The 20,287-nt window shown below is 56.8% G+C and carries 25 protein-coding genes; 3 read left to right on the forward strand and 22 right to left on the reverse strand.

Annotation, left to right across the window (positions count from 1 at the left end):
• Window positions 1–209: 209 nt before the first annotated feature.
• The 5 genes from ACQKOE_RS09955 to ACQKOE_RS09975 all read right to left on the reverse strand — a co-directional run bounded on the left by ACQKOE_RS09955 (window position 210) and on the right by ACQKOE_RS09975 (window position 5,297).
• A complete protein-coding gene (locus ACQKOE_RS09955; protein WP_427512653.1) occupies window positions 210–1,526 on the reverse strand; it encodes a hypothetical protein in 1,317 nt (438 codons plus the stop codon).
• Window positions 1,527–1,540: 14 nt separating this feature from the next.
• On the reverse strand, window positions 1,541–2,677 hold the full coding sequence (locus tag ACQKOE_RS09960) for a hypothetical protein (RefSeq protein ID WP_427512654.1): 1,137 nt from the start codon (window positions 2,675–2,677) through the stop codon (window positions 1,541–1,543).
• Window positions 2,678–2,688: 11 nt separating this feature from the next.
• On the reverse strand, window positions 2,689–3,009 hold the full coding sequence (locus tag ACQKOE_RS09965) for a hypothetical protein (protein WP_427512655.1): 321 nt from the start codon (window positions 3,007–3,009) through the stop codon (window positions 2,689–2,691).
• Window positions 3,010–3,179: 170 nt separating this feature from the next.
• Window positions 3,180–4,817 carry a hypothetical protein gene (locus ACQKOE_RS09970; RefSeq protein ID WP_427512656.1) on the reverse strand — a complete coding sequence of 546 codons (1,638 nt, stop codon included), beginning with the start codon at window positions 4,815–4,817 and terminating at the stop codon, window positions 3,180–3,182.
• 6 nt (window positions 4,818–4,823) lie between these two features.
• Window positions 4,824–5,297, reverse strand: coding sequence for a hypothetical protein (locus ACQKOE_RS09975; protein WP_427512657.1), 474 nt, complete (start codon window positions 5,295–5,297; stop codon window positions 4,824–4,826).
• A 1,315-nt stretch (window positions 5,298–6,612) separates the two neighbouring features.
• Here ACQKOE_RS09975 and ACQKOE_RS09980 point away from each other — a divergent pair.
• Genes ACQKOE_RS09980 through ACQKOE_RS09990 form a run of 3 tightly spaced genes read left to right on the forward strand, consistent with a single transcriptional unit; the run spans window position 6,613 to window position 9,856 of the window.
• Entirely contained in the window at window positions 6,613–6,789 is a 177-nt protein-coding gene (locus ACQKOE_RS09980) for a hypothetical protein (protein ID WP_427512658.1), read from the forward strand.
• A gap of 24 nt (window positions 6,790–6,813) precedes the next feature.
• Entirely contained in the window at window positions 6,814–8,703 is a 1,890-nt protein-coding gene (locus ACQKOE_RS09985) for a hypothetical protein (protein WP_427512659.1), read from the forward strand.
• A gap of 28 nt (window positions 8,704–8,731) precedes the next feature.
• The gene (locus ACQKOE_RS09990) at window positions 8,732–9,856 is read left to right on the forward strand and encodes a hypothetical protein (RefSeq protein WP_427512660.1); all 1,125 of its coding nucleotides are present in this window, start codon (window positions 8,732–8,734) and stop codon (window positions 9,854–9,856) included.
• 588 nt (window positions 9,857–10,444) lie between these two features.
• On the opposite strand, the gene ACQKOE_RS09995 is transcribed toward ACQKOE_RS09990, so the two are convergent.
• The 17 genes from ACQKOE_RS09995 to ACQKOE_RS10075 all read right to left on the reverse strand — a co-directional run bounded on the left by ACQKOE_RS09995 (window position 10,445) and on the right by ACQKOE_RS10075 (window position 20,194).
• Window positions 10,445–10,753 (reverse strand): hypothetical protein, encoded by a 309-nt coding sequence (locus ACQKOE_RS09995; RefSeq protein ID WP_427512661.1) that lies wholly within the window; start codon window positions 10,751–10,753, stop codon window positions 10,445–10,447.
• A gap of 354 nt (window positions 10,754–11,107) precedes the next feature.
• Window positions 11,108–12,643, reverse strand: a complete 1,536-nt coding sequence (locus tag ACQKOE_RS10000; RefSeq protein WP_427512662.1) for a hypothetical protein — start codon at window positions 12,641–12,643, stop codon at window positions 11,108–11,110.
• A 208-nt stretch (window positions 12,644–12,851) separates the two neighbouring features.
• On the reverse strand, window positions 12,852–13,409 hold the full coding sequence (locus ACQKOE_RS10005) for a hypothetical protein (protein WP_427512663.1): 558 nt from the start codon (window positions 13,407–13,409) through the stop codon (window positions 12,852–12,854).
• 29 nt (window positions 13,410–13,438) lie between these two features.
• Window positions 13,439–13,678: a hypothetical protein gene (locus ACQKOE_RS10010; RefSeq protein WP_427512664.1), complete on the reverse strand. Its 240-nt coding sequence runs from the start codon at window positions 13,676–13,678 to the stop codon at window positions 13,439–13,441.
• Window positions 13,679–13,702: 24 nt separating this feature from the next.
• Window positions 13,703–14,446, reverse strand: a complete 744-nt coding sequence (locus ACQKOE_RS10015; protein ID WP_427512665.1) for a hypothetical protein — start codon at window positions 14,444–14,446, stop codon at window positions 13,703–13,705.
• The gene (locus ACQKOE_RS10020) at window positions 14,418–14,669 is read right to left on the reverse strand and encodes a hypothetical protein (RefSeq protein WP_427512666.1); all 252 of its coding nucleotides are present in this window, start codon (window positions 14,667–14,669) and stop codon (window positions 14,418–14,420) included. Before ACQKOE_RS10020 ends, ACQKOE_RS10015 begins: the two co-directional genes overlap by 29 nt.
• Complete coding sequence (thyX, locus tag ACQKOE_RS10025) at window positions 14,666–15,433, reverse strand: FAD-dependent thymidylate synthase (RefSeq protein WP_427512667.1); 768 nt, start codon at window positions 15,431–15,433, stop codon at window positions 14,666–14,668. Before thyX ends, ACQKOE_RS10020 begins: the two co-directional genes overlap by 4 nt.
• A 64-nt stretch (window positions 15,434–15,497) precedes the next feature.
• On the reverse strand, window positions 15,498–15,764 hold the full coding sequence (locus ACQKOE_RS10030; protein WP_427512668.1) for a hypothetical protein: 267 nt from the start codon (window positions 15,762–15,764) through the stop codon (window positions 15,498–15,500).
• Window positions 15,765–15,798: 34 nt separating this feature from the next.
• The gene (locus tag ACQKOE_RS10035; RefSeq protein ID WP_427512669.1) at window positions 15,799–16,134 is read right to left on the reverse strand and encodes a hypothetical protein; all 336 of its coding nucleotides are present in this window, start codon (window positions 16,132–16,134) and stop codon (window positions 15,799–15,801) included.
• The gene (locus tag ACQKOE_RS10040; RefSeq protein WP_427512670.1) at window positions 16,124–16,369 is read right to left on the reverse strand and encodes a hypothetical protein; all 246 of its coding nucleotides are present in this window, start codon (window positions 16,367–16,369) and stop codon (window positions 16,124–16,126) included. Before ACQKOE_RS10040 ends, ACQKOE_RS10035 begins: the two co-directional genes overlap by 11 nt.
• Window positions 16,362–16,736, reverse strand: coding sequence for a hypothetical protein (locus ACQKOE_RS10045; RefSeq protein ID WP_427512671.1), 375 nt, complete (start codon window positions 16,734–16,736; stop codon window positions 16,362–16,364). The genes ACQKOE_RS10040 and ACQKOE_RS10045 overlap by 8 nt, the downstream gene beginning before the upstream one ends.
• Window positions 16,729–16,881, reverse strand: coding sequence for a hypothetical protein (locus ACQKOE_RS10050; RefSeq protein ID WP_427512672.1), 153 nt, complete (start codon window positions 16,879–16,881; stop codon window positions 16,729–16,731). Before ACQKOE_RS10050 ends, ACQKOE_RS10045 begins: the two co-directional genes overlap by 8 nt.
• Window positions 16,874–17,209 carry a hypothetical protein gene (locus ACQKOE_RS10055; protein WP_427512673.1) on the reverse strand — a complete coding sequence of 112 codons (336 nt, stop codon included), beginning with the start codon at window positions 17,207–17,209 and terminating at the stop codon, window positions 16,874–16,876. Before ACQKOE_RS10055 ends, ACQKOE_RS10050 begins: the two co-directional genes overlap by 8 nt.
• A 223-nt stretch (window positions 17,210–17,432) precedes the next feature.
• Window positions 17,433–17,660: a hypothetical protein gene (locus tag ACQKOE_RS10060; RefSeq protein WP_427512674.1), complete on the reverse strand. Its 228-nt coding sequence runs from the start codon at window positions 17,658–17,660 to the stop codon at window positions 17,433–17,435.
• Entirely contained in the window at window positions 17,653–17,868 is a 216-nt protein-coding gene (locus ACQKOE_RS10065; RefSeq protein WP_427512675.1) for a hypothetical protein, read from the reverse strand. The genes ACQKOE_RS10060 and ACQKOE_RS10065 overlap by 8 nt, the downstream gene beginning before the upstream one ends.
• Window positions 17,865–18,233, reverse strand: a complete 369-nt coding sequence (locus ACQKOE_RS10070) for a hypothetical protein (protein WP_427512676.1) — start codon at window positions 18,231–18,233, stop codon at window positions 17,865–17,867. The genes ACQKOE_RS10065 and ACQKOE_RS10070 overlap by 4 nt, the downstream gene beginning before the upstream one ends.
• Window positions 18,234–18,307: 74 nt before the next feature.
• Window positions 18,308–20,194 (reverse strand): DNA polymerase, encoded by a 1,887-nt coding sequence (locus ACQKOE_RS10075; protein ID WP_427512677.1) that lies wholly within the window; start codon window positions 20,192–20,194, stop codon window positions 18,308–18,310.
• Window positions 20,195–20,287 lie beyond the last annotated feature (93 nt).

Below are 20,287 nucleotides of genomic sequence, written 5' to 3' on the forward strand. Positions count from 1 at the left end.
AATGGACTGTGCATCAGCAACCGGGGGGACCCTAGGAGCAGCAGGAGCAGAAGGACGCGGTGCGCCTCCCCCTGCGTTACTACCGCCGCCTCCTAGGGCATCCGGGAACTGTCGGAGAACTTCAGCTTGGACCTGTTCATCCGTAGCCCCATCGGGGCCGTCAATGCGGTAGGTTTTCCCGTTCGGGGCTTGGATTTCATAGGTGGGCATTAGTTCACTACTTTAGCTTTGCCCCAGCCTCCGCTTCTTGCAGGGGCTGGCGTTGATCCGCCTCCTCCTGAGGTGGCGATGCCATATTGGCTGGAAATGGCGTTTGCGCGGCCTTGGGAATACTCGCGGCGGCGGCGAAGATTATTAAGAACGATGTCGAGGTTCTTCTTCACGGACTCAGCACTGCCCGTGCCGGACAGAAGCTGGGCCTTGGCGCGCTCTGCGTCACCGTCAGTCTGAACGCCCCTTGCGTCCATCAGGACCGTGTTGCGCAGACCTTCGACGAAGGTGTTAAGCTGACCGTACAGAACAGCCTGATCGTCAACGCCCATGCCTGTTGCCAGCTTGGTCTTGTTGGCGAGGTTCTCAACGATACCGAGCTTAAGAGACCCATCATTCAGAGCGGCCATGATCGGCTCTGCTTGGATCAGGGTGGTGTCGATAGCGTCCACCTTACCGGCGTGTTCGTCGTACTGCTTGAGAACACTCGCGGAGGCTTGCTTGTTGCCGGAAGTCAGGCGGGCGCGGCGTTCCGCTGCGTCTGCTTGTAGCTTGGCAATACGTTCCCTGCTCTCAATTTGGAGCTTGTTCCACTTGTCCTGCCATTCCAGCTTGTTCGCGTCAGACTGAGCGCCGATGTTGGCGACTTCAACCTTTCCGTCCTTACCGATGTTGGCGACGGCAACAGCCTTATCGAACGCCGCCTTGCCACGCGCTTCGATCTGCGCGTCCGTATAGTCAGCAACAGGGGTGCGAGTGAAGGTCGGCCTCCCGGTAACGGGGTCGATCTGATAGGTGTGCGAGAAGTCCTTGGTGAACTGCGGCTTGAGCTTTTCCTTCTCAGCGTCAAGGGTTCCTTGGTACGCCAGAGCGCCCTTACCCAGACCCTCGAAGAAGTCGTTCGCCATCATCATGTTTGCGCCGAAGGCCAGAAGGGCCTGTGCGCCACCAGGCTGCTGCTTGATGCGGCCAATCAGTCCGGGACGCTTGATCTGGTAGTCAGGGGCCTTCAGGTTGTTGGCATTGATACCAGTCTCGACGGGATCATTGTCCATACCGATACCGGCAATGGCCGCTGGTACGTTCCCGCCCATCGCAGGACCCGGAGCCGCACTAGGGGCCGGTACAGGAGCCTGAGCCGTATCCGGGGTTTGCGGAGCAGCACTGAAAGCCTGGTCGAACTGAGATAGGAACGCAGGGTCCAGAACACCCGTATCAGGGGGAAGTCCATTCCCACCGTCAAGGCCAAGAAGCATAGCAGCCCTGCGCCGCTTGGCATCCTCATCGTCTCCGAGAGGGTCCATATAGAGGGCCATAGTTATTCCTTAGATTAAAGGGCGGCGTAGTTGACTGTCTTGAAGCCGCCAAGGGTCGGACCCATCGCCCACGGGCGGAGGTTCTCAACTTCGTCGGCCATTACGCCCTGCGAGTGTTCGCCCCAGATGTAGTCGTATTCGTAGACACCAAGGCCGTCCGCAAGTTCGCCAACCTTGACGATGTTTTCCTTGAGACGCGGATCGGAGAAGAGGCCAAGAGAGGCTGCGGTTGATGCAGCGCCCACCAGCTTACCGAACAGGTTGCCGCTGTTCTTCTCGGTCGTGGTCTGCGTACCGCCCCAGTTGTTCGCCCCAATGATACCGTAGTAACGATTGAGGAGGTCCGTAGCGCGGGTGTCGTTACCCTGCCAACGCATGAAGTCAGCATCAAGCTGGCCCTGACGATCCTGCTGGAACATCTTGCTGGCGTCGATAGCAGCGCCGTAGTTGGCAAGGGACAGGTTGTTGCCGCTGGTCAGGGCATTCAGACCCGTATTGAGGCTGTCGCCGTATAGGCCGGCACTCTGGCCCATAGCCCCCAGGTTCGTGCTACGAGCGCCTTCAGCCAGCGCAAGGCCGCGATTGAACGCATCGCCACGGATGCTGGCGGAGATGTCTCCGATCTGATCCTGAGCGCCGCGCATTGCGATACCCTGGGCCACACCAGCCCGCGAGGAGTTGATGTTACCGCCAGCAGACGCAGCACGGTCAATGCTGGGGATTTGGCCTTCGTACAGGTTGCGCGTTACGTCACGGGACGCAGCGTCAATCATACCGTTGATGGCCGGGTTGTTGGCGTAGGCCGTGGCAGCGGCGATATTGCTCTGCGTGGGGTCAGCCGAAGCTGCCGCACTGAACTGGTCCATAGCTCCTTGGAGCTTCGAGGGGTCAGCTAGTTGCTGCCCGGTCCCGGTAATCTGATCGGCAGACTGCTGGCCTTGCGTCGAGGCTTTCGAGACAAGGCTGTTGATCGCGGCGACCGTCTGGGGGTCCATGCCCTCATACAGATCGCCCGTATACCACGGGGTCCCTTCCTGAGAGGAGTAGATGCTCCCGGCCTTGTTGAAAATGTCTTTGAGTGCGTTACCTTGAGGTTCCCAAGGCTTGCTGTCGGTAGTGGTCTTCTTTTCGCCACCAAAAAAGCTACCCATACTGGATGCTCCTAGATTTTGTAGATGTCGTGGGGTGAGCCGTCATGTCCAATGAAGGACGCGGCGTAGTGGAACCCCATCATCAGCAAGAACTTTTCGTGCTTCGTGTCGCTGGGGGTATGGAGGGCGTAGATCGGGCCTTCGTGAAGCGCCCTAAGGGCTTTCCAGTCGGCACTTAGGCGCTGCTTGATGTCCTTGGTCCACGGACAGAGGACATCGCAGTGAATGAAGGTGAGGCCGCTGGTTCGCTCAAAGTAGACCGTGTACGCCCCCGAACGGACGATCACAGGAACTTTACGCTCCGGGATCGCCTCGGACGGGATTGTTAGCATTAGGGTGTCTCTAAGATGACGATACGAGCTTCCAGAGCTTCGATGTAGGCTTGCATGGCAGCAATCGCCGTTTCGATCTTCTCGTACTCCCGGTCAGTGTGTTCAGGGAGACCCTCAGCAATCGGAGGCCGCAAGTCTCGCCGGTAGGGAAAGTTGGGCAAGCTCATGTCTTACCGCTTCCCTCTGGAAACCATACGGGCATCGAAGCCTGAGTATGAGAAGTCTGCTGGTCCGGTGTACCACAAGCGGTGGCCCAGGTAGCGTCCAGCCCTGCGAACATCGACCTGGTAGTCAACCCGTGGGTCGAAAGTCCTGCGGGCATCCCAGTCGGGTTCGACCCCAGACACATCGTTAGCGCCGAATTGGAACTCAACGGTCGATCCGGTGCCGCGTACAGCCACCTGAGGGTAGACCTTCAGGAGTGACTTGTAGGTGGCAATGGACAGGCTGTTTTCGTCCAGGTCGATACCTGTGCGCTCGACAAAGGCATCCTTCACAAGCGAGGTGAGGACGGGTCGAGCAAGGAGACTGCCGGTGGGAGGACTGAAACCGACTATGCGGTTGTCATCCACGCCTATCGTAGTGTCCTTGCGGATCGTGAATAGCTGGTGACGCTCGTTCTGGTTGGCTTCACCCGCGTAGGTCCCGCCGTACTCTTCGTAGCTGGCGGGCGCAGTGTCTTCGTAGGTGATACCGTTCGCCACTACCGCGTGGGTAGAGGAGGTGACGTTGGGAACATCGTAGAAGGTCCACGTATCGCGCCTGTAGTTGTACGCAGCGATGCGGTTGCAGCCCGTGGTGGTCTTTCCGAACCCTGCCAGTCGGTCCTGGGATGGATAGGCGAAGTGGATTTCGTTTAGCTGCGGGTTGTGAGCGACAAAGCAGAGGTGCTTGAGGTCCCTTACAAGACCTCCGAAGATGAAATCCTTGACCCTGCCGTGGATAATGGACTGCTTGGTGGCCCCATCGTGAACGATGATGTCATTCCGGGCGAAAACGTAGTGCTTACCGTCGATTTCGACCACGCAGTTCGTGTTGATGACCCCTACGTCATCGAAACGCTTGCGGAAGTCGAAGACGAAGCCGCCACCAACGTAGTTCATGGCCCACACTTCGTTCTCGCCGTAGATCATGAAGGTGTCCCGGAGGACATGACCATCAATGATGGCCCCTCGCATCTGGTTGAGGATGTTCTCACCAGCCGAATTGGTCGTGGACGTTTCGTCCCAAGAGGCCGGGGGAGCGCCAAACTGCACAAAGTCCGACCACTTGACCATCTGAGGGTATTCTACGGCCCCCTTCTTGACGTTCAGGGCAATCAGGAAGTCCTTGTAGGCCCTGAGGACCGTACAGCGCCAACCGCTATCCCAAGCAGGGAGAGCAGCGAAGTCCAGGGCGCTACCTGACTTGTAGAGGGGGACGTTGGAGCGCCTGTTGAGGTACGTAATGTTCCCCAGGAAGTCGTGAGAGAACGGGTCCCCTGTGTCCCCGGTCGAGATACCGATGGGGGTTACGTCCGTGATCGTATTGCCGACTACGGAGAGGATTTTGCTGTAGTCGTTGGCGACCGCTACGAGGCTTTCGGAACCTGAAGATACCGAGGGAATGTAGAAGAGGTGCGCGGGGCTGAAGTCTACGTGTTCACCAGCGAACTTGGTGACATCCTGCGGCACTGGGCCGCGCATGACTGTACCGTTCTCAAAGCGGACATTGACCCCAGCGGAGAAGGTGTTGTTCGGGAGGTCGTAGGGGTGGATGTCAGTGATGATCCCCCCGCCCCCTAGGTTGCGGACTGGGAGGTTAGGCAAAGTGACTTAGACCTTCATGATGTAATGCAGACCCAGAGAGGGCTGAAGGGTCGAGGTAGTGAACGAGTGCGTATGGTCCGAAACGGTCGATACATCGTGGGTATGCGCGGTGGCATCTACGGTGATCCCGTGATTGTGCGCGGTGCCTGACCCAACGGAGCTTGAGCGGGCGAGAGTAGCCGCGACGTTACCAGCAGAGGCCAGCTCGATTTCTTCGTTACCGCTGTCCCGGTTAGCCCACGCAAGGGTGCCATCCGGTTCGAGCGGGATGTCCACGTTGCGGATCACGTTGGCGACAAGGCGGTGGAAGTGAGACGGGATCTGGGCTTCGGTCAGCGAGTGACCAAGGACCGTTGCGGTGTGCGTATGGGACCCACCGTTGACCGTGTGGGCGTGGGAGCCTGAAGCCCCGGTGGTCCCTGAGGCCGTAGCGGCACCAGCAGTTGCACCCTGGGCAGCGGTAGTCCCTGCGCCAATCACTACGCGGTCTACTAGATTGGGGGTCGTAATGGTCCCTGCGCCGTCAGAGCGCGTTACGGTCTGTCCGTTGCAGATCGCCCACCCTGCGGGGACGGTGAGATTGCTTCCGTACCAGATGGTGATGAGACCAATGGGGAGGAGACCGGCGATGCTGTTGATAGCGTCCTGGTCTACCGTCACTGGACCGTCGATGTTCGGGAAGGTCGAGCGAAGGGTGGACTTGATGAGGCGGAGGTGTTCGTCGGCTTGGGCTAACTGATCGGTCGATGCGGGGTTAGCGATGTCAAGCTGATTGATGAAGGTAGCGGTTTCTAAGGGCATCGTTGGGTACTTATGGTTTGCCCTTGGATGGGCTTTAGAAAGACAGGAAAGGAAGACCCAAAAGGGAAGACCCAAAAGAGGAGAGATGAAGAGGGCTTTGGAGGGCTTAAGGTAGCTTAAGTGGGCTTAAGTTAGTCCTCTATGATTATCCTTCTAGTTATCTCTCTTTGGTGGACTCTTAGTGGGCTTAAGTGGGGCGTAACGGTCGCTCCGGGATGGCGGAGAGATTGTGTGTTCTTCTAAAGTCGGGGTTATATTCCGAAAAGTGTCATTATCGTGAGAATACAGGGGTTTACTGGTGGGGGGCTAGGGGTGGCGAAACGGGGGCGAAACGGTCGATCAAGGGTGGTTAACGGGGTGTGAAACGAAGGGGGACCGGGGGAACCCGATAGTGGTCGAGAGGGGACCCAAAGTTACCCAGGTGAGACACGAATAATCGCATTTGGGAGGCGGGGAGGTACAATCCGCTCTTATGGGACCCAAAATCGCAGTTTTCGTAGGGAAAACTCCCGGAACCCTTCGCCACTGAACGCGGTCTACAACAACAACCGCCGACCGCGTTTAGCGGTTTTTTTGAAACGATCAGGGCAAGGGGTCGATAGTGTCTATCTGTCCCCGGAAGGGACCCTAAACCTAGGTGCAATCCCCCTCCTAATCCGTCCCCCTCCCCCTGCAATCCCTAGGTTTTCTGCGGTTCTCAAGGGATAGTGCATCCCCTGTTACGTCCAGCCATTAGGCGCGGGCGCGTGGGCGCGTGTGCATCATTAGGTCAGGACATTGAGCGTCCTGGTCGATGGTCGTCCTGATCGGGATGGCTCTAGCCCTGATCGGGCCAAATTGTTTTGTGTGAAAAGGTGAACGAGGGGGACATTCCGCTCCCATTCCGCCCTAATCGCGTTCCCTCTCCCTTTCCCTAATTGTCCTCTATTGCAGTATCTCCGTATTCGTGTATGTAGGTGGTCTAGCTAAGTGAAAGGTCTATCTAATGCGCACTATGTCCTACCTCATCCAGCCGCTGCTTATGGCGCTGTTTGCTCTCTCCGTTGTCGCATTTATCGCTACGTTTGCCGGTGTCGGCTCGGCCTATCTGACCATCCTCGAACACCTGGGAACGTGTGATAGCTCGGCCCCTGTGTCTTGCGTTGCTGAACGCTCCACCATTGAAGAATAACCTCTAAGCGAAAGGTCTAGTCCCATGTCTTACGTTATCGTCAAGTTCGCTGTTCCCTCTCTCGCTGCCGATTGTCTCTATGTGGTCAACGGGGAAGCTGCCGGGGTCGATGCGCGCAATGCTCCCTTTAGCTACACGGTGGGAGACTTCAGCCTAGCGTGTGAACTGGCGCAGGAGGCTTCGGGGCGGTTTGCCCACTGTGCGGCCTATGCGGTCTTTAATGTCACCGGAATGAGCTATGCGTGGGACGTTGGTGGTGTTCCTGCTGTCCTAAATCCCTCTTCCCCGTTCTGCGCCCTTGCCCCTGTCTATGTCCCTGCGCCTAGCGCGGGTCTGTGGGCGCGCTACGGTTCCACCTGGGAGCGTTTGCCATTCATGCTGGGCAATTCGTCCCCTGCTGTAGCTCCTGCTGCTCTCCCCACGTTTGATCCCTCGGCGGCTGTTCCTATCCCTGCGCCCATCCCTGGGCCTGGTCCTGTTGCCAATCCGCACCTTGCTGCCCCCGCTGTAGCTCCTGCTGCCCCTACTGTCCGCTTTGAAGTCCGTGCGGGACTAGTGGGAACTGATCGGGATGGTTGGTCTGCGGTCATGGACTTTGACAACGGCAAGGATGCTGGGGCCTGGGTGTCTGCTAATCGTGCTTCGTTTACTGAAGCGGGCAAGGCGCTGGTGATCGTCAAGGTGGAAGCTAGTGCGGTGGCTTCAGACTGGCGGGAACGGGAGCGTAACCGGCTAGAGGATGGGACATACACGGCGCTGCCGGGTGAATGGGCTGTGCATATTGCTGAGTTCTATCCAGACCATTTCGCCCACGTTGCGCAAAGCGATAAGCGCAAGGTAGCATTTACGGAAAGCGAGAGTTCGGGGGAACGCGATAAGCAAAAGGTGCTTAGTGCATCGGCTTATGTAGAGCGTTTCTTTGGTGACACTGCGTCCTTCTATTGGATGAGCGAGAGGCGCGCCCGGTTCGTCGCTGATATGCTGGGGGATAGCGTTAAGCCGCTATTCGCTCCGCTGGGTGATGCGGACGCTATGGAAGAGATTTACCGCGCTACGGAAGGCGGTCCTGCTCATGGGTGTATGAGTTATTCCGAGCGTTCTTATTCTTCTCCTTTCCACCCTGTCCGGGTGTACGCAATGGGGGGAGATATTACCGTGGCTTTCCTTCGCTCTCATTCGGCGGAAGATAGCGGGGTTAATCCTGATGCTGTCTGGGATGGTGACGGAGATGTTATTGCCCGGTGTCTCGTATGGCCTGAGCAAAAGCAATTCGGGCGGGTTTATGGGTCAACTGAAAATCAACGGCTCTTGCGGACTGCTCTAGAGGCGCAAGGTTATTCCTCTGGTGACTTGTCGGGCGCTAAAATTGCCAAGGTTGAAGCTGGTAGCAGCTACGTCATGCCCTACCTTGATATTGGTGGGGGGCAAGTTGAAGACTGCGGGACTTATTTTGAAGTCGGGGGGGACTTGTGCGCAACCCGTACTGACGGTCTTCTAGAGTCCGGCTATTGCTGTGAGCGATGCGGTGAGATGGTGCCGGAAGATGAAATTTCTACGGTCCACACTTCGCGGCGCAACACTGAAAGCTGGTGTGATAGCTGTCGGGATGATGGCGCAAGCTGGTCTGAGTATGATGAGGAGTACATTGCAGACCATTGCACTGAGCAATTCATCCCTAGCGGGGCGCGTTGGCCTGAAACCATTTCGATCTGGGCGCTAGAGAATATGGGCGCGGTCTATGTGGAAGAGCACGGCGCGTGCTGTGAAGATGCTTTCGTCTGTGACGATTGCGGGGAAGCGTTCCACAATGACGATTGCAGTGAATTGAGTGACGTTTGCGTGTCCTGTTACGATGAACGCAAGGCGCAAGAGGAAGAGGAAGCGGAAGACACTGCGGCGGCTCAAGCTGCCTAATCCTCCCCTATTGTAGAAAGTCTGTATTATGTCGAAGATTGTATATTCTAGCTCGGTGTCTATGTCTGAGCGTTTCGCGTTTGCTGCGGCTCCTCTCGCTGCTCCTGTTCCCCTCCCCGGTGAACTGGAAGAGATGCAGGAAGGCGTTAGGGAACTGCTCGAAATACTAAGCTGGGCGCGTCCTCATGGGTCGCAAGCTGAAGCGCAGTTTGTTGAGCTTCATGTCTGCAAGGTCCTAGACGGCCTGGGCGTTCCCTATGATCGGGACGGCTTCGGGAACGTGTGGGCCGCTGTGCCTAAAGCGGTCAATTCGGGGCCTGACGTTCTCTGGTCCTGCCATGTTGATACGGTCCACGCCAGCGGGGGGCGGCAAGGTGTCCGGTTTGCTGATGATGGGCAGACTGTGGAACTGGTCAAGCGCAAGGCTGGGCGATGCCTAGGTGCTGATGATGGCGCGGGTCTGTGGCTTATGCTGGAGATGATACGCGCTAGGGTGCCGGGGGGCTATGTGTTCCACCGGGGGGAAGAGAAGGGGCGGCTAGGGTCCTGCTATGTGGTCGAATGTGAGCCTGAGCGGCTTCAGGGCTGGGATGCTTGCGTGGCATTTGATCGGCGCGACTATCAGGACATTATCACGCATCAACTAGGGGAGCGTTGCGCGTCTGAAGCGTTCGCTGCGTCTCTCTCCGCTGCTCTTAATGAGACAGGGCGCGGCCTGAAGTACCGGGCAGACGATACGGGGAGCTATACAGATAGCTATTCATATATGGGCGTTATTCCCGAATGCACTAACGTCTCTGTGGGCTATTCCGGCGAACACGGGCCTAGGGAGACGCTCGACGCTCTCCATGTCTGGCGGCTGCGCAAGGCGCTAGTCTCTGCTGATTTATCAGGGCTGGTTATCCAGCGGGACCCTACTGAGCTAACCTATTACGGGTCTGCCTGGGGCTGGGGCGGTCAATATGATGATGATAGCGCTTTCGCGTTCGGTTCCCCGGCTGGTGCCTATGACGCGCAAGGGGAACTGTTAGACCTGGTGCAGCGCTTCCCTGTTCTTGCTGCTGAACTGTTGGATAGCGTGGGCATAACGGCTGATGATTTTCTAGAGGCAATGTCCCCGGCTGAGTTCGGGCAAGCCATGGGAAGGCGCTAGGCTGTGAAGCTCAACATAATAGAGGATATGGCGGAGGGTGTTCTATTCGGTCTTATCCTGTTCGTCCTGTTGCTGCCGTTCTATCTGCTGTGGTGGCTTGTGAAGCTCATTAGGGGGGATTTCGACTAGTTCCCTGTCTCTCCCTGTTATCCCCTCTCTGCCCCTGCCGGGTTATCCTGGCGGGGGTTTTCTTTTGCCTGTTGTCCCGTGGGGTGCCTGGGGCGGCCTATCTCCGTATTTTGCCCTAGGGAGGCGCTGGGGGTGTTTCGCCCCTATTTGGCAGGGCTAGTACCTAGGGCTATCCCCTTGGCGCTGTACGGCCTGTTTCCGGGCAATCTAGAGGGGGTTCCCTTGGTGCCTAGGGGGCAATGGGCGCGTGGGCGCGTAGGTGCGCGCATGGTGTGCGCGTGTGGGCGCGGGTGTGCGTTCATAAGGACAGAACGGTCCCCGGTGCCGACAAGCAAAAACACAGATCGCCGCCAGTTACAGCAGCGACCCGCGTTCTTTATGGCGGAAAAGGTCGAAAAATCCGATCAAATTAAAAATTGGCCTAAGCCTGAAAAGGTCCGAAAATCGGATCAAACAAAATCATCCGGGAGGAGTTTTGGATTCTGCCTTCTCATCCTCGCCTGTGGGCTTGTGGAAGAACTTCTGGTGGACCCACATGGCGCTAGTGATCGCACACATACCAGACAGGCCGTAGATCACTGATGGGGCCAGTCCTTGCTCCCCTTCAACGATTAGTTTCCAGAGGTGGGCCTGGAACATTGCGATGGTGAAGGACATTGCTGCGGCCAGCTTATAGTTTCCACCATTGACTGCACGGCTCTGAAAGCCGAGGGTAAACACCGAGGCAAATCCACCTACGAAGATCATTGCCGTATCTAGTAAAGTCAACGAGAAGTATTCCTCATGTACATCCCCCAGCCGCTACTCCTAGCGATAGTATTCATAGTGATACCATTGCTGATGCACGTTTCCAGAGAGGAGGGACGGCAGCGCGGAGCAGCGGCTGAGAGGAGGCGATTAGAGAGCGAAGGTCGGCTTAGGGATACGGATGAGGACCCTGAGTTTTAGGCCCTGATCCATGCCTTTCGAGCTTCAGCGAACCCACAGGTACAGGCAGGGATCGGATCGCCCCACGCCCCAACATTGGACGCGCAGCCATCAGTGTGCCGAGCGTATTCTAGGGCAGCGTCACCCTTGGACATTAGGTCCTGGATGCGGGCTTCTAGGTCTTCGTAGCTGGGCTTAGATGCCGCAGCTTCCGCCCTTGCCCGATATATCACAAATATCATGGTATTCTTCCTTGAACTCATCGCCTTGCAGTAGCTTGGCGGTGGCGTAGGGAGCCGGGGTCAGCGGTTGACCGCCTCGCGCTCCGTCTGGGTAACAGGTGAACCCACGCAGACGCGGGGCATACTTGGAGAGCTTACGAGCGAAGTCCTCCACGGTGTCTTCATTGTTGAGAGGGGTTCCCCATGCGGGGAGATTGATCGTGGAACTGATAGCCATGTCCACGAAGTCCTGAACGTCAGCCTGAAGTGACAGGCGGCGCTCGTAGTCGGCAGCGAGGTCCACGGCGCTTTCGATCTTCTCAGGGTCAGCCCCATAGAGGTCGATCAGTTCCTGGGCCGTGCCGTCCACTACGTACTGGTAATGCCAGTCCTTATCGCCCTTCAGGTAGCGGCGCTTGTAGGCCACCGCAAAGAGCGGTTCGATCCCCGTGGTGGTCCCGGCAAGGATGCCGATAGTCCCGGTGGGAGCGATAGCGCGATTGGCGACCGGGCGGCTGATAGACAGTTGGTCAGCGAAGGTCCGCGAGGTAGCGTCAGAGACCGTCTGGTATACTGCCAGCCAGTTACGCAGTTCGGGGGTTACTTCGTAGCGATAGCCCTTCTTAATCAGCCATTCGTGGAGACCCATGATACCGAGGCCCAAGCGGCGGTTCTTCTCGCGGGTCTCATAGACACGTTCGTAGGGCAGCTTGGCCTTGAGGGTTCCGCAGATCAGGAACTTGGTGGCAAGCTCCGTAATCGCAATCATCTCATTGAGGTCTTCGATACGACCGAGGTTCAGGGAGCCGAGGTTGCAGACATCGCTGTCATCGGCGCTGGTGACTTCGGTACAGGCATTGCGGAGCGTTTCGTTCTGCTTGTCTCCAAAGTTGAAGGAGAAGCCCGGTTCGGCGGTCTTGAGGGCCTGACGGACATTCTTCAGGAACGTGGGGTTCAAGGCGCGGGCTTCTTCGCCCAGGTTCAACCAAGCATCGTCATAGTTGAGGGAGATGTTGGTCATGTCGAGCGGGCAGGGGAAGTTGAAATCCTGCTGCTTGATGTCGGCATAGGTGAACCCGGTGTTCCCTACAGGGTACTGGTCCCAGTCCTTGATGGTGAGGAACTTGTCAGCGTCCCCATGCTGCCAATTGAGGCTGGCGTAGATCGCGGATCGGCGTGAGCCGCCCTGCATGACCCTGCGGCCAATCTCGTTAATCATCTGCATCTTGGGCAGAGGACCAGAGGCAAGGCCACCAGTTCGGGAGATAGGGGAACCTTCAGGGCGATAGACCGAATAGTCAGCCCCAATGCCACCACCAGTCATCAGGCAGCTTTCAGCTTTCCATGACAGGTTGGCCCAGTCTTCGCGGCTGTCTTCCTCAGCGCGGAGAAGGTAGCAATTATTGTAGAAGGGGTTCGGTCGGCCAGCGTAGTACAGGTAGCGACCACCGGGGATGAACTTCATCTCCTTCATGTACTGGGTAAGCTGGGAGACTTCGGAAGGGGCCATAAGGCCAGAGCAGACTTCAGAGATTAGGGTTTCGCAGAGTTCATCCCAGGTCCGTGCGCCATCGTGGGCGTACTTGTGATTGAAGATGTCTTCGGAGAACTTGGAGCGGAACTGGGGATTAGCGTTAGATTTAAAACGGGTCATTTATGCTTTTGAATTGAGGAAAAATAAGCCCCCACGCCTAGGGGTAGGCGCAGGGGCGATAAGATCAGAAGTGCTTCATCAGGTTCGCTACCTCGACTTCAAGGACCGCAGGGGTGCTGAAGTTGATGATGCGGTAGGCGCAGGGGTAGTCGTTAAGCTGGCCTTCGGACGGGTGATCTGTAGGTGCAGCACTAACTCCCGGACGCTCTACGCGGACCATGCAGCCAAGATTAGCGACAATGGCCTCAGCTTCGTTAGTGAATCGTACATCATCGAACACAACGCTGTAGCCCTGAGACATCAGAGATTTCGCCTTGTTGATGGCGGCGTTGATCCAGAAGTCTTCGCCAAACAAGGTGCGGCCCCATTCGGTGCCTAGGGTCTGCATGGCGTACCTGGGGGTCTTCCCGTTCAATGCCTTCAGGGGCATTTCCTTGAGTTCGGGGTCTGCGATGATTTCGGCAGCATCGTAGGGGTTCATTCCGCTCTCTTCGAGAAAAGTGCGGGTCATGGCCTTCAGGGTCGAGGCGACCGAGAGACGGATGAAGCCGTGATTGCGTACCAGGTATTCAGCTACGGTGGTCTTTCCCGACCCCATGACCGGAGAGCAAAGTCCGATCATGAGGGGGCGAGAACTAAGGGGACGTTGGGTTATTTCAGTGTCATCCATAGGTTCAGGGTTGGCCACAGATTTTGAAGCATCTCGCGGCTAACAATGATCGACATATACTCACCGTCTTCGGTAATCTGTGTGATCGTTAGGCAGTCATGGTCCCCAAGGTAGACCTTGGTTTCGTCACAAGCCGGGTCATTAAGCGTCACGATATTGAGGCGCTGGTCCACGGAAAACGTAGGGTCAGGGGTACTTGCCATCTGAGAAAGGTGCTTCATTGTGGTCAGTCTTCCATCAAAGGGTTATGCGGTCTGCGGTGTCCACAGAATAGGTAGGCGGTTCTTACTATCCCAATCTGCGTAGCGAAGGATGCGGGCAAGGCGAGCTTGAAGGACAGCTTGGTCTTCAGTCAACCCGGCTTTCAAAAACTCACGGCGAACAATTTCCCACTTTTCCCCCGGTTTAGCTAAGAGCTTCTCTGCGGTTACTGGACCGACACCGGGACAGCCTTTGTAGCCGTCAGCCGGATCGCCAGTAAGCGTCTGTAGAAACCAGTATCTGTCCGCTTCAACTTCGTCAATCGTGGACAGTACGCCAAGACGGAATAAAGTGCATGGAATCGTTTGCAAGTCTTTGTCATCGGAGACGATAATACTATCGGGCGCACCTGGTTTAGTAGCCAGAATGCCCAAGTAATCGTCAGCTTCCAGCACATCTTCCCAGACTACGCGGTCAGGATAAGTCTCCTTAAGCCAATCGGTTAGCTTCTTGTAACCGAGAGGTTTGCGGGAGGTCCGGTGAGCCTTGTAGCTGGGGTCCAGCTTCTTGCGGAAGTTGTCAGAACCGGAGAGGACGAAAACGTGGTCATCACTTTCAAGCTCACGGCCAATGCTGTCCACTTGGGACTTAAACATATCTATGGCTTGGTTAATGTTCGTAGAGGCCACCAGGACCCCATCGTCCCACTCTGCTTCGTACTCTGCGGCGGCTACTGCCCGAAAGAGCAGACCGTCAGCGTCAATTAGTAAGCGTGGGGGTTTGGACAATGTACTGTCCTTCGATTACTTCCCCCATCCCTGCGAACAGGGAGAGGAGACCGTCAGGCGAAACGCGCCATACGTTACCGAAGCCATCCAGAGGGGTTTCAGTGGTGATGAGGCCAAGCGATGCTGCTTCAGCGATGCGGGTGGCATACTCACGGGAGAAGTCAGACTTGGTGGTCGTTCCGCCCGTCAGGTAGATGTAGTGAACTAGGTCAAACAGGTTCATTGGGGTTTGTTCTCCCGTAGGGCTTCCCAGGATACCGGGAAGTGTTGGCGGAGGGCTTCAGCGATGTCCTGAGCTACCGGGAGGCACTCACGCTGGGCGTGGGGATCAAGACGTTGATTGGCGACACGGGCGAACGCTGCGAGGCTCCCGGTCCAGACCCATTCGGTCATCATGGACTGCGGTAGGACCATGCGGGCTTGCTCTGGGCAACACCCTGCATCCAGTAGGTCTCGGTAAAGTGCGACCAGAGAGGTCAGTGTCATCCTGTATACTGTTCGCGGAGACCAAGAGAACGCTCCGTACTCGTCGCTTCCGAATATCTCATCAGCAAGGATGTCATCAGACGATCCCTGCTTCACGTTGTCGGCACGTTTGCGCCATACGTCAGGGACGTAGAACTCCGGTTCACTGTCCACGTAGCGCCTACTCACTTCATTCCACGCAAGGCCGACCTGGTGCTTCTGAAGCTGCCTAGCGACGAAGAGAGGCGCAGATACGCGGAACGATAGCTGGGGGTGAGCGAACGGGGTCCAGTGCTTGTGCTTCGCCAGGTAAGCAATCAGCCGCTTGTCGGCATCCTTGAGACGCATGGACTTTACGTCATAGGGGAGAGGACCAAGGAGAACATTGTCTTCCCAGAGGGTCTCAGTGACTTCTTCCATTTCGCTTTGCTTGTCGAAGCTGACGCGGGCGGCGTTCACCACCGTCAGGTCCGAACCCATTACGTCAATGAGTTCGGCTCCATAGGTGCTAGTGGTCTTCATGCAGCCGGTACGCTCCATCCAAGGAGGAAGGCTGCGGCCATGAGGATCAGGCCCATCTTAATCATTAGGGTTCCAATTCGATATTGAGAGAGGTCAGGAACTGCTCATCGCGTTCCAGAAGGAGGCTGAGGATTGCTTCGGCATCCACAGCGGGGAGCTTAATGTCAGCGTTGAACACGCTGCCTCGCTTGTCCTTGATGACCAGGGTTGCTTCTCGGACGTTTACGAGAGCGTCTCGGACATTGTGGCGGCGATTGGATACAACCGCAGCTAGGCGAACCTCCCGCTCCGTTAGGACAGCAGGAGGCTTGTACAGGATCAGGTCGTTCATTCGGTTTAGGGTACTCAGGGGTAAGGAGGTTTGCTTATGGCCCCGTTAGATCATGGCTGGGGGCTTGTAGGAAAGCGTTCTTTTTTCGTTCTCCATCGCACCCTCCGAAATTGGCTTCGATCTGGTCAAGGATGCTTTCCCCAAACTCTGCGCCAGTGGAAGTTTCCCACCATCCATTGTCGGCTTCGCTTCCGGTGCTTGCGATGCCCTGCTCCCGCAGCCACGCCACAATCTCCCCCACGACCCGTTCGCGTTCTGCGATGCGATGGCGGGCGAAGGCTTCCGTGAAGTCGTCGCAGTGCAAGTCACCATCGTCCCATAGTGCAATGAGCCGCGCCGCCGCTTCCCGGTCGATTTGTTCAACTTGCATCGCGCTGTTCCTTCGCTCGTTCGGCAAGCATGGCGTCTGCCAGTTCATAGGCTCGGCGGGCAAATGTCTGCGCGATACCCTCGCCCTTTTCACTTTCGTGACTTGTCACAAGACGCATGGTGCTGGTCAAAGCCTGCCCTGCGAACCAATCGCGCAGCGTCATGCCGGGGTCGCGCATAGACAGACCATCGCCGCTGCTATCAAGGCAGGGATATGCTTGTGGGTTATCAGGCATCGCGCTGTTCCTTGTAGCTGGTGAGTGCTTTGATCGAAGCGTCAGCCGCTACGTCTAGTGGCTCCCATGGGTAGGCAACACCGCTATCTGCGCGCACTGCCTCGGCAAACCCCGTCTCATGGCAAACGGCGCGGTGCATTTGTTCCAAAGCCCCCGCCAGCGTCTCGGCCAGCGCCTTGAACTTGGCGAGTTCGGCAGCTTGCTTTTCAATAAGGTCTGCAACTTGGCCGTATGGTAGTGGGCTGCTAACGTAATGCGCCTTGTTGTAATAATCTTGCTGCCGCAAAAGACCCGCAAGATTGCCGCTGCGCAAAAACTGCTCGGCTTTATTAAGCCGCTCCGCTTGCGCCTTTGCTTCATCAGTCATGGCTTTCCCCCATATCTTCAATGGCGCTCTTCATTAGCAATACAATCCAATCGAATGTAAGCCCGCGCCTGACATACTCGTCAATCAAATCAGACAGTTCAGCAGCGAAATCCTCTGCGTAGGGCGTTTCAGTAAAATCAAACATGGCTGTCTCCTGCGAGTGCTGCGCGGTCGCGGAAAGCAGCGTATTCCGATACAATCTCTAGAATAGTGGGGTCGAACCACTCGGATTGCGCTTTCTGCCATTCAATGAGATCGGGCCGCTGCGTTTCCGATCTAGTTGTTCGCGTGTGGCGGCAAGGTTTGAGCCGTTCGGCTTTCAAAGCCTCCCGCAGCCGCTCGATTTCGCGGACTTGGGTTTCGATTAGGCCCAGCATTTCTTTGTGCTGCGTGTCGTTCGCAACTAGGTCCAAATACATCTGGCTTCGGATAGTTTCGGACCGCTCCACCAGCGCCTTTGCTTCGTCAGTCATGGCCTTCACTCCCAAATATCAGGAGCGTCACTCCCAATTTGCTAGGATCAGTCATGGCTTTTCCCATCCGTCCTTGAGGTGGCCGTAGTCACGGGGTTCCGTAACCGCCCTGCGCTCACCGCAGATGCAGCAAGTGTCCGTATGCCACGTTGCTCTGCCGCATTCCCTACGGCCCCACTTGTCACCGCATGGGCTGCATATCCATGCGGGGTATGGCTTGCGCTTAGTCATAGCTAGTCTCCACAAGGTTATGCCCCAGCTTGGCGAGGATCAGGCCAAACACCTGCTCTTGGTCGTAGAACGTGCCGCCGTAGCAGGATGCTACAGGCTCAAGGTCGAGCGCCAGTTCGCCGTCGAAGTAGACCCGTGCGCCTTCGGAATAGCCGCCGCTGCAACCGGCTTGGTCGCAGTCGCTACTGGCTGTCAGCCACTCGATGCGGATGTCAGTCATCACCGCCTCCTGCGTAGTTCAGCACTTGTCGAAAGGCGTGTAGGTCAGCCAGCGCAGTGTCCCTGTCCTCTGGATGGATTGCCTTGTCGTATGCGTCCTGCGCCCATGCCATGTGCAGCTTGAGCCATGCCTTGACGATTTCGTCGCCTAGTTCGTTGTTCACTGGCAGCATGATGGCATCCAACTTGCGGTTTGCTTCGTCAGTCATGGCTGCTTCTCCCTTATCTCAAGGCCACGGGCGGCTAGGGCTGCGTTAAGATTATTAGCCACGACCATGTAGTTTTGATCGAAGCCGCAATCCTTAAGCGCCTCAACCAGCGGGTCGGGCTTGGCGATGATGAAGCGGTTGAGGGTGCTGACGAGAATGCCTTGCGATCTGATGGACGGCCACGCCAACAGCGTCTCCACCGCATCGCTCACCTCCTGCCGGAAGACTTCAAATTGTTCGATGGTGCGGCAGAGGGCTTCTTGTGAGGAGATGTGGTCTCTGTTTAGCTTATCAAGTGGAGACTCGTCTCGTTCCTCCCGCACCTCATTCACCAGCGCGAGGGCTTTCTTTTCGGTTTCAGTCATTGCTCACGTTTCCTTTCTGACTACCTGGTACACCATAATATCCACGATTGTCAACAGTCCTCTATTCGGCACTATTAGTGACACTCAGCCCAGTTGCGACCGACCTTTACGTCTACGTCGAGCGGGCATTGGAAGTTGAAGGGGATACCGGCGTTGCGGCCAGCTTCGATCCCAGCTTGCTTGACCGTTTCTATCAGGTCGGGGTCATCGCGTACTGCGAGTTGGTATTCGTCATGGGACCAAGAGAGGAACACGTAGTCCCCGTCCCAGCCATGCTTCAGACCCTTGGCCTTGAGGGCATCGTCCCAGTCGCAGCCCCATTGCTTACAGACCACAGCCCCTGCGTTTTGGAGGCGCATATTGAGAGCAGCGTGATCGGAGCGAATGGGAACTTTGCGTCCGTCGATACCCTTGATGTAGCCGCGCTTGGCGGCACCCTTGACGATAGCGAGGAGCTTGGCGAGGCCGGGGGTCTTGGCGAGGAAGGCTTCCTTGAGCTTCTTCCCGGCTTGCTTCCCCTTCCCTGCGATGGAGCCGATCTTTTCGTCCCCAGCGCCGTACAGGAAGGCGTAGATGAAGGTCTTGGCCTTGTCGCGGGTATCTAACCCAGCGGCCTCTTGATTGGTGGTGTGAACATCGCCCTGGGTAACGATAGTGGCATAGTTCCCACCGTCCCCTGCAAGACCCGAAAGGTCAGAGGCTAGGCAGCGAAGCTCTAGGCCCTGTTGGTCAGCGCCAAGCTGTACCCATCCTTGAGGTACATGGAACAGGCTTCGACAGTCCCGTCCGAACTCACTCGAAACACGGGGGACTTGCGATATGTTGGGATGAGAGTGTGTTGACCGCCCTGTGACGGTGCCGTTCGTGGTGTAGCGGGCATGGATTTTACCGTTCTTCTGGACCTTCAGCCACGCTTGGTTTCCTTCAGCCAACTGGCCGATGCGCTTTTCGAGCAGGAAGAACCGGGAGAGCTTCTGGGCTTCAGGATATGGGAGGGATGAGAGAACATCATCGTCCACCATCGGCTTACCGCTCTCGGTAAAGCTCGTAGGTTTCCAACCGTACTTGGCGGTCAGGCGGTCAGCGATATGTTCACGGGAGGCAGGGTTGAACTCGTACTCTTTCCAGCGTTCGACAGGCTGGCCTTTGACGTATCCACGGGTCTTGTTGTTGACCTTGGGGATGAAGTCAGGGAGCTTGACCTTCCACGGTGGGAAGAGGGTGAGCAGTTCGACACGGAGAGCTTCACGCTCATCCAGAAGGCGACCGTGGAGTTCGATTGCCTTCTGTACGTCGAAGGGGAACCCGTTCTGTTCGATCTGGAAGCAGAGGCGGGCAATGCGATGTTCTAGTTCGACCGACTGGGCCGAAGGCTCATGGGCCATCAGCTTCTGATAGAGGAGGTGTGTGACCACTCCGTCCTGCATCATGTAGTCGAACATTTCTTCAGAGAAGGTCTGCCAATCGTCCTGGGTCTGGAAGTCTCCCTTGTGTTCCCCAAGACGATAGCCCCACGCCGCAAGGGAGTAGGAGCCGATCATCTTGGCGGGGAACGGGTTGGGGACAGGCTTGGTCCAGAGGCGCGGAGTGCGACCTTCGGAGTAGTCAACGGCAGCTTGTTCTTCGCTATCCGCGTAAGCCTTCCAGAGCTTTGCCCGGTCATAGTCAGAGGACTTGATGTCCGGGTGGACCAGTCTGGACAGGACCATCGTGTCCATGCCCTTAGGTGGCGTGAAGCTGGGGTAGAGTTTCTTCAGGACTGGTTCGTCGAACTTGATCCAGTTGTGACCCCAGACCTCATCGTAGGTCGAGAGTTCCTGAAGGTACTTATCAATTTCGTGAGGGCGGAAGCCCTTCGCTTCCCCGGTGTCTATATCGACAATGACCGCACAGTGTATCTTGGTGACGGTTTCGAGGAAGCCGTTCGTCTCCAAGTCGGAGATACAGCGGCGTATGGTCATGTAGGTGGGTTAGCCCCAGGTTGAGGCCATCGCGTTTGCAATGCCTTGGTATGTAAGGGAGCGGATTGCCCAGCGGTCCTCGGAGGGACCAAG

Origin of the sequence: Novosphingobium sp. NPDC080210, assembly GCF_050281025.1 — a bacterium.
Lineage (GTDB): Bacteria > Pseudomonadota > Alphaproteobacteria > Sphingomonadales > Sphingomonadaceae > Novosphingobium.